Raw genomic sequence first — 203 nt, forward strand, 5'->3', positions numbered from 1 at the left:
TGGCCCTTGCCGTCGTTGCTGACGGTCCAGGTGTGGGTGTCGCTGGTGTCGACGTCGCTGACGTCGAGCTTGCCGGTGGCGCTGGTGGCGCCGTCCTCGGTCACGGCGCCATCGGTCTTGCCGCTCAGTTCGGGCTTGTCGTTGGTGCCGTCGATGGTGACGGTGACGGTGCTCTTGGTGCCGTCGGCGGTGGTGACGGTGAA

The 203-nt window shown here is 67.5% G+C and carries 1 protein-coding gene; it reads right to left on the bottom strand.

Going from position 1 to position 203, the window contains the following annotated elements; genetic code table 11:
* Positions 1-203, bottom strand: a 203-nt coding sequence (locus AC6LKG_RS26670; RefSeq protein ID WP_498170030.1) for a VCBS domain-containing protein, incomplete at both ends; no start/stop codon positions are given.

This window comes from Achromobacter sp. 46006, assembly GCF_059761975.1.